We start from the raw sequence: 8,215 nt of genomic DNA on the forward strand, positions 1-8,215 counted from the left end.
CCAGCGGTCGCGAACCAGTAGGAGATAGCCGCGCAAAGACACGGTTCCCTTCAAAGTTGGATCAGGATTTGCCGGGGACGAGTGGTGAATTGTGCCAAGAGTTTCTGGTCGTGCAAGTGAGCAACACTTTCGGGTAGTCGCGAGTAATGGACCACTGCCTCGGCGGTCTGACCGCATCAAGTGCTGGTGTGCGAACGTGGAAATGAGGTGTGATCCAGTGCCCTCGGCCGGTTGGGGACTTCGGCTTCTGCTGTGCGGAATCGATACCTGCGCGTGGATCGTCGCAATGGCGGCGGTGACCTGGTTCCGATACGCGTTGGAAGAAGCGGATGTCGAGGGAGCGCGATTTGTTCAGTTCGCACTGATCGTTCTCGCCATTGCTGTCGTGGTCGCGCTGGCGGCGCACCTTTACAGCGGGCGTTACCCGGTGGGCAGTCTCGAGGAGGCGGTTCGGCTGGCGTGGGTCGCCGTCATCACCGGCGTGTTCGCCGCCATCGTCGACCTGTGCTGGGCGACTCCGCCCGTGCCCAGATCCGTACCGCTGACGTCCGCGTTCGTCGCGTTGGTCCTGGCTTGGGCGGGGCGCTGCGCGCTCCGGTGGAGTCACGAGCGCTGGGCGACGCCGGAACTGGCCTGCGCCCGGCGCGTGGTCATCCTGGGTGCGGGTGTCACGGGGGAGCAACTGGTCCGGTCGATGCTGAGTGACCCGATGGGCGGCTACCTCCCCGTTGCTCTCGTCGACGACGACCTGGCGAAGCAGTCGCTGCGCATCCGCGGCGTTCCGGTGAGCGGCACCAGGAAGGACGTGGTGGCGGTTGCCTCACGCACGGGCGCGACGCTGATCGTCGTCGCGCTGCGCGAACCTGATCCCGTTGTGCTGCACGAGATGTCCGAGATCGCGCACCAGGCAGGTCTTGGCCTGCAGGTACTGCCGTCGCTGAACGAGCTGCTCGGCTCCCAGGTCGGTGTCGCGGATCTCCGCGAACTCGACCTCGCCGAGCTGCTCGGCAGAGAGCAGGTTCACACCTGCGCCGACACGGTGGGTGAGCACCTGGCAGGCAAGCGAGTCCTCGTCACCGGCGCGGGCGGGTCCGTCGGATCGGAGCTGTGCCGCCAGATTCACCGGTTCGGACCCGCGCAGCTGTTCATGCTCGATCGCGACGAGTCGGCGCTGCACGCCGTGCGGTTGTCGATCTACGGCGAGGCATTGCTCGACTCGCCGGACGTCGTGCTGGCCGACATCCGGGACTCCGAGGCCGTGCGGCTCGTCTTCGCTCGCTGCCAGCCGGACGTGGTCTTCCACGCCGCGGCGCTCAAGCACCTCACCGCCCTCGAGCAGTATCCGCTCGAAGCGTGGAAGACGAACGTGCTCGGGACGTACTACGTGCTCGAGGCCTCGCTGGCGGCGGGCGTGAGCACCTTCGTCAACATCTCCACGGACAAGGCGGCGAACCCGAAGAGCGTGCTCGGCAGCTCCAAGCGCATCGGCGAGCGGCTCACGGCCGACGCGGCGACGCGTTCTGACGGCAAGTACCTGTCCGTGCGGTTCGGCAACGTCTTCGGCAGCCGGGGTTCGGTGCTCAGCACCTTCACCGAGCAGCTGGCACAGGGTCGTCCGATCACCGTCACGCACCCCGAGGTGAGCCGCTTCTTCATGACCATTCCGGAAGCGGTGCAGCTCGTGATCCAGGCAGCCTCGATCGGCCGCTCCGGAGAGGCCCTGCTGCTCGACATGGGCGAACAGCTGCGGATCGCCGACGTCGCCCGCCAGCTGATGGAGGTCTCCGGCAGATCCGCACCGATCGTCTACACCGGACTGCGCGAAGGCGAGAAGCTGCACGAGGAACTGTTCGGGCCTGGCGAGCTCGACCAGCGCCCGTCGCATCCGTCCATCTCGCAGGTCGCCGTGCCGCCGCTCGATCCGGCATATCTGCTGTCGCTCGCCGTGGACTACGGCGAGATCGAAGTGATGACGGAGTGCGCGACCGGAACCGTCCCGGTACCGCGCACCGCCCACAGCGACGCGAGCGTGACGTCGTGAAGGTCGTCGTCACGGGTGGCGCCGGGTTCATCGGCGCCAACCTGTCCCGCGAGCTCGTGCGCAGGGGAGTCGACGTGATCGTGCTCGACGACCTCAGCACCGGCAGGAAGAGCAACCTCGACGGGATCGACGTCGAGCTGCGCCTGCGGTCCGTGCTCGACCGCGACGCGGTGATGGACGCGTGCAGGGGTGCGGACTCGGTGGTGCACCTCGCAGCGGTTCCGTCCGTGCCCCGGTCGTTGCGAGACCCGCGGCACAGTCACGACGTCAACGTGACGGGAACGCTGGAGGTGCTGGAGGCGGCCAGGGCCGCCGACGCGCACGTCGTGGTCGCGTCGTCCAGTTCCGTGTACGGACGCAGCCCGGTGTTGCCGAAGTCCGAGGAGATGGCGTGCCAGCCGGTGAGCCCCTACGCCTCGGGCAAGCTCGCGGCGGAGTCGTACGCCCTGTCGTTCCAGCACTGCTTCGACCTGCCGTGCGCGGTGTTCCGTTTCTTCAACGTGTTCGGGCCGCTTCAACTGCCCGCCCACCCGTATGCGGCCGTCGTTCCCTCGTTCATCTGGGCGGCCCTGCGAGGGGAGCCGCTCGAGGTGTTCGGTGACGGGGAGCAGAGCCGGGACTTCACGTTCGTGGGGTCGGTCGTGGACGTGCTGGCCGACTGCGTCACGCGCACCGTCAGCTGTGCTCATCCGGTCAACCTCGCCTTCGGCACGCGGAACAGCCTCAACGACCTGATCGCCCTGTTGGCGGCGTTGCTGGGCCGCGAGCTCGACGTGGTGCACCGTCCTGCACGCAACGGCGACGTGCGGCACTCACAGGCGTCCGGAAAGGCGCTGCGCGGGCTTTTCCCATCGGTGCAACCTGTTCCGCTGGAGGCCGCGCTGTGCCGGACCGTCAAGTGGGTGAAGCGACTGGCCAACTCCGAGATCGCGAGGTCGACCGCATGACCGCGGCGTGTGGACAGGACAAGCTCGTGGTCATCGGACAGGGATATGTGGGCCTGCCGATCGCGATGCGGGCCGTCGAGACCGGGTTCTCGGTCGTGGGGATCGACCTCGACGCGAGCCGCGTCTCGTCGTTGCGGGAAGCGCGGTCCTACGTGGGTGACGTGCCGGACGATGAGCTCGCCGCGGCACTGGAGAGCGGGCGCTACCACCCGTCGAAGTGCTATGCGGACGCGAAGGACTTCACGGCCGCGATCATCGCGGTGCCCACCCCGCTGACCAGCGGAGTGCCTGACCTCAGCTTCGTGGAGGCGGCGGCTGCCGCCATCGCACCGCACATCCGCCGCGGCTCACTCGTGGTCCTGGAGTCCACCACGTATCCGGGCACCACCGAGGAGCTGCTCGTTCCTCTGCTGGAGCAGGGCAGTGAGCTCGTCGCCGGAGTGGACTTCGCGGTCGGGTACAGCCCGGAACGCATCGATCCGGGTAACACCAGGTGGACTTTCGCCAACACGCCCAAGGTGATCTCCGGCGTCAACGCGTCCTCGCTGTGCGCGGTCGAGGCGCTGTACTCCAGGCTGGTCGGCACGACCGTGGCGGTGTCGTCGACGAAGGAAGCCGAGTTCACCAAACTGCTGGAGAACACCTTCCGGCACGTCAACATCGCGCTGGTCAACGAGATCACCCTGTTCGCGCGTCAGCTCGGCGTCGACGTGTGGAAGGTGATCGACGCCGCGTCGACGAAGCCGTTCGGATACATGCGTTTCACGCCGGGACCCGGCGTGGGCGGGCACTGTCTGCCGGTCGACCCGACCTACCTGTCCTGGCGGGTGCGTCACGAGCTGCACCGCCCGTTCCGCTTCGTCGAGCTGGCCAACGAGATCAACGACACGATGCCGGACCACGTCGTGAAGCGGATCTGCACGGCGCTCTCCCGGCGGGGGAAGGACTTGGCGGACAGCGTGGTCGTGCTGCTGGGGCTCGCGTACAAGGCCAACACCGGCGACGTCCGCGGGTCACCCGCGCTGCGCATCGCCGAACTGCTCATGGCGCTGGGTGCACGGATCGAGGTGGTGGACTCCCACGTGGAGCCGCATCGCTGCCCGCCGGGAGTGAAACCGATCGAACTGTCCGAGGACGCGCTGCGGCTCGCCGACATCGTCGTCCTGCTCGCCGACCACGACGACGTCGACTACCCGCTCGTCGAGCGGGTGGCGGACTGCGTGCTCGACACCCGGCATCGGCTCACCGCGGCGCATGTGGAGTACCTGTGACCACGAAGGAAGCTACATCCGCCCGCCGGTTGCGGGTTGTGCTCGTGCTGAAGACCAACCGCGGATGCCTGTGGACGACACCGCACGTCGACGCGTTGCTCGCGCGAGGGCACGACGTCGTCGCGGTGCTGCCGCCTGGCGACGGCCGGCTGCGCCACGAGCTGGCCGGCCGCGGCGTGTCCGTTGTGGACAGTCCGTTCGACTTCCGTTTCCGGCCGTCGGTCCACACGCTCGCCGGTCTGCTGAAGTTGCGCGACGTGCTGCGGGCGCTCGAACCGGACGTGTTGCACTACCACCTGCTCGCCTCGGCGCTCGCGGTCCGGCTCACCGGCCTCGCGACCCGAGCCGCGCGGGTGCACATGGTCCCCGGTCCCCTGTACCTCGAGTCACGGCTGATCCGGCTGCTGGAGCGGATCACCGCACGCCTGGACACCGTCACCATCTGTGGAAGCCGGTTCACCGCACGGCGCTACCGCGAGCTCGGGCGCCCGCCCGCGCGGACACCCGTCGTTCCCTACGGTGTCGACACCCGCCTGTTCCGGCCGCCGAGCCCCGCCGAGCGCGTCGAAGCGCGTGCGCGGGCCAGTGCAGGTGCGGCTTTCGTCGTCATCATGGTCGCACTGGTGTACGCGCCGAAACGTTTCGTCTACAAAGGACGCGGCATCAAGGGGCACGACGTGCTTCTCGAGGCCTGGCAGAGGTTCAACGCCGAGCATCCGGACAGCCGCCTCGTGCTGGTCGGCGGCGGGTTCGACGAGGCGGGCACGGAGTACCGCCGGGAGCTGGTCGCGAGGTTCCGGCTCGCCGAGGACACGTCCGTGACGTGGCTGGACAGCGTCGACGACGTGCGGCCGTACTACGCGGCCGCGGACCTCAGCGTGTCGCCGTCCTTGTCCGACAACCACGGCGCGGCGCTGGAGGCCGGCGCCATGGGTGTGCCCAGCGTGGTGAGCGACGCGGGTGCGCTGCCGGAAGCCGTCGACCGCGACGCGTGCTGGATCGTGCCGAAGGACGATCCACACGCGCTGGTCGTTGCGCTGAACGAAGCCTACGCCGAGCACCGAGCCGGCCGGTTGACGGAAAGGTCCGACGCGGTGCGCGATCGGATCGTTCGCTTCTTCGACAGCGCGCGTGCGGCGGCCGTTGTGGCCGACGTCGTCGAGAACGCCGCGGACGTTCCGATCGCCCGTGCGCCCGACGGCCGGCTCATCAGTCTGTTCACCGAGACGAGGCTCAGCAGCGAGACGACCGCGCCGGACGGCTTCGCCAGGTACCTGGACCAGGGCGACAGGTTGTGCGTCGTCGCCAGGACGGGTGACCCGGACGCCGGCGGCGGAGAGGAGCTGCGACCGTTGCCGGACTACCGCGGTCCGGCGGGGTTGCTGCGCGCACTGCCCCGGCTCGTCCCGGCGATCGCCGACGCGGTCACGCGTGCCGAGGTGATCGTGCTGCAACAGCCGGGAGCGATCGGGTTCCTCGCCGCCGCCGTGTGCAAAGTGTTGCGCCGCAAGTACTCCGTCGAAGTCATCGGTGACGCGTTCGACGTGCTCGCCTCGGGAACGTTCGGCCCGGCGGGCAGAGTGGTGGCGAACGTCGCGGCCCGGTTGACGGGATGGGTCGTGGGTGGCGCGTCGGCGGTGTTGTACGTGACCAATTTCGTGCTGCAGCGCCGCTATCCCGCTACACCCGGACGGTTCACCATCGCCCTGTCGAACGTTCGGATGGCCGAGGGCACGCTGCTGGACAAGCCTCGCAAGTGGCTGCCGGGACCGTTCTGCGTCATCGCCGTAGGTACCCACGAACAGCTCTACAAGGGCCACGACGTCCTGCTGCGGGCGTTGTACAGGCTGGTGGAAGCGCGGCTCGACGTGCACGCCGTGGTGGTGGGCGGCGGCAGACGACACGGTGAGCTGGTGGCCCTGGCGGAGGCGCTCGGGATCGCAGACCGGGTCTCGTTCATCGGACAGGTGCGTGACCGCCGGCTGATGACCGTGCTGCTGGACTCCGCGGACCTGTTCGCGATGCCATCCCGTGCGGAAGGACTGCCACGCGCGCTGATCGAGGCGATGGCCAGGGCGCTGCCCGCGGTGGGCACCTGCGTGGGCGGCATCCCGGAGCTGCTGGAACCGGGGTGCCTGGTCGAGGCTGACGACGACGAGGCGCTCGCCCGCGTCATCGACCGGCTGCTCACCGATCCCCGTGAGTGGGAGCAGCAGTCCCGCCGCAACCTCGAACTTGCTCGCACGTATGAGAAGGCGTTGCTCGACGAGCGCTTCTCGACGTGGTTGTCGCACATTCCCGCCGCGTTGTCCGACAGGAGGACCACATGACGCAGGATCCCGTGAAGGTGGTGCACGTCCTCGGGACGCTCGACCGCGGCGGCGTGGAGTCGATCGCGTTGAGACAGTGCCGCACGATTCCGGCTTCCTGTGTCAAGCAGACCTTCGTGCTCCTCGGACCGCACGAGGGTCAGCTCGCCCCGCAGTTCCGCGCTGCCGGAGCCGACATCCGTCGCTGTCCTCTCGGTCCCAAGGTGACCTTTCCGGTGCGGCTGTGGAACGCGCTGTGCACCCTGCGGCCCGACGTGGTGGAGTCGCACGTGAGCCTCGCCAGCGGCCTCGTGCTCGCCGCGGCATCGGCAGCGGGCGTGCCCGTGCGGATCGCACGCATGCGCAGCGAGGGCGACGGACGGCGCGACACTCCGGCGCGCAGGCTCCAACGAGCCCTGCTGCGCGAGATGATCTGCAACTCCGCCACCGACGTCATCGGCGTGACCAAGGCGGCGCTGGCGTTCACTGATCCGCCTCCGCACGACCACCGGTACCGCGTCGTGCCCAACCAGGTCGACACCGGCCGGTTCAGGTTTGTTCCCCGTGTCGGCGAACCGCGTGCCTGGCCGGTACTCGGGCACATCGGCCGTGCGTCACCGGAGAAGAACCGCGCGTTCCTGATGGAGGTGCACGCCGAGGCGCGCCGCCTGCGTCCCGACGTGCGCCTGACCATCGCCGGACCCGGTGGCGTCGAGGACCTCACGTCCGTCGCGCCGCGTGTGGCGGCGGATCCGTCGGTTCACCTGCTGGGGCACACCGAGCGTCCGGAGGACGTGCTCGCCGCGATCGACGTGCTGCTCCTGCCATCGCATCGGGAGGGGTTGCCCGGCGTGGTGCTCGAGGCGCTCGCCTCGGGAGTTCCGGTCCTCGCGACCGAGCTGCCCGGCCTCCGGGAGCTCGCGCCGAGGTTGCGCGGTCTGCACCTGCTGCCGTTGCGCGTGGGGCCTGTGAGGTGGGCGGCCACGGCGCTCGCTCTGGCAAGCATCTCGGAGTCCGAACGGGCGCTGATCGCCGAGGGAGTCCGCAACTCGGATTTCGCCTTGTCACCGGACGACCAGTGGTGGCGGACGGTGTGGACCGCGTCGCGGTGAGCGGTCCGCGGAGGCCGGCCGGTGACGTGCCGCGCGGTCTCCCCGGAAGAGGGGGCACCGTAGCGCGGCGTCGTCGGCCTGCCGATGAGGTGGGAGTGATGCGCGGGCGCGGTGATCGACCCGACGTGGAGCCGGGTGACGTGCCTGTGCTGCGGGATGACGCGCTCGCCGGTGAGCCGGAGCTGCTGGGCCGCATCGCTTTGGCGGCATTGGCACTGGCGGTGGTGGCGGCCCTGGGGTGGCGTGGGCCGTCCGGCGGCGCGGTGTCGGTGGCCGCGACTTTCTGGGCCTCGTGGTCGCTGTGCCTCGCCGTGCTCGTACGCGGGCATCCGCAGGGCCTCTACCGTCCCGCGGCGGCCTACCTGGTGTTGTTCGGCCTCTTCCACGGCGGACTGTTGCTGAGTGTCGCGGTGCGCGGTGACTCGGTTTCCGAGGACGCGCGATGGCTCGAGGACGCGCACACGCCGCAAGCTGTGTCGCTCGCCGTGCTCGGCATGGCCGGGTACACCCTCGCCGCCGGGCTGGCCGGTCGTGG

At 69.1% G+C, this 8,215-nt stretch carries 6 protein-coding genes; all 6 read left to right on the forward strand.

The window, feature by feature from the left end; translation table 11 throughout:
- Nucleotides 1-295: 295 nt before the first annotated feature.
- On the forward strand, nucleotides 296-2,041 hold the full coding sequence (locus FXN61_RS08110; RefSeq protein WP_167971784.1) for a nucleoside-diphosphate sugar epimerase/dehydratase: 1,746 nt from the start codon (nucleotides 296-298) through the stop codon (nucleotides 2,039-2,041).
- The gene (locus FXN61_RS08115) at nucleotides 2,038-2,988 is read left to right on the forward strand and encodes an NAD-dependent epimerase/dehydratase family protein (RefSeq protein WP_167971786.1); all 951 of its coding nucleotides are present in this window, start codon (nucleotides 2,038-2,040) and stop codon (nucleotides 2,986-2,988) included. The genes FXN61_RS08110 and FXN61_RS08115 overlap by 4 nt, the downstream gene beginning before the upstream one ends.
- On the forward strand, nucleotides 2,985-4,259 hold the full coding sequence (locus tag FXN61_RS08120) for a nucleotide sugar dehydrogenase (protein WP_167971789.1): 1,275 nt from the start codon (nucleotides 2,985-2,987) through the stop codon (nucleotides 4,257-4,259). The genes FXN61_RS08115 and FXN61_RS08120 overlap by 4 nt, the downstream gene beginning before the upstream one ends.
- Entirely contained in the window at nucleotides 4,256-6,589 is a 2,334-nt protein-coding gene (locus FXN61_RS50560) for a glycosyltransferase family 4 protein (protein WP_167971791.1), read from the forward strand. The genes FXN61_RS08120 and FXN61_RS50560 overlap by 4 nt, the downstream gene beginning before the upstream one ends.
- Complete coding sequence (locus FXN61_RS08130; RefSeq protein ID WP_167971793.1) at nucleotides 6,586-7,680, forward strand: glycosyltransferase; 1,095 nt, start codon at nucleotides 6,586-6,588, stop codon at nucleotides 7,678-7,680. The genes FXN61_RS50560 and FXN61_RS08130 overlap by 4 nt, the downstream gene beginning before the upstream one ends.
- Before the next feature lie 98 nt (nucleotides 7,681-7,778).
- A partial coding sequence (locus tag FXN61_RS08135; RefSeq protein WP_167971795.1) for a hypothetical protein occupies nucleotides 7,779-8,215 on the forward strand: 437 nt, incomplete at its 3' end.

It is taken from the genome of Lentzea indica, from assembly GCF_012184385.1.
Taxonomy (GTDB): Bacteria; Actinomycetota; Actinomycetes; order Mycobacteriales; family Pseudonocardiaceae; genus Lentzea; species Lentzea indica.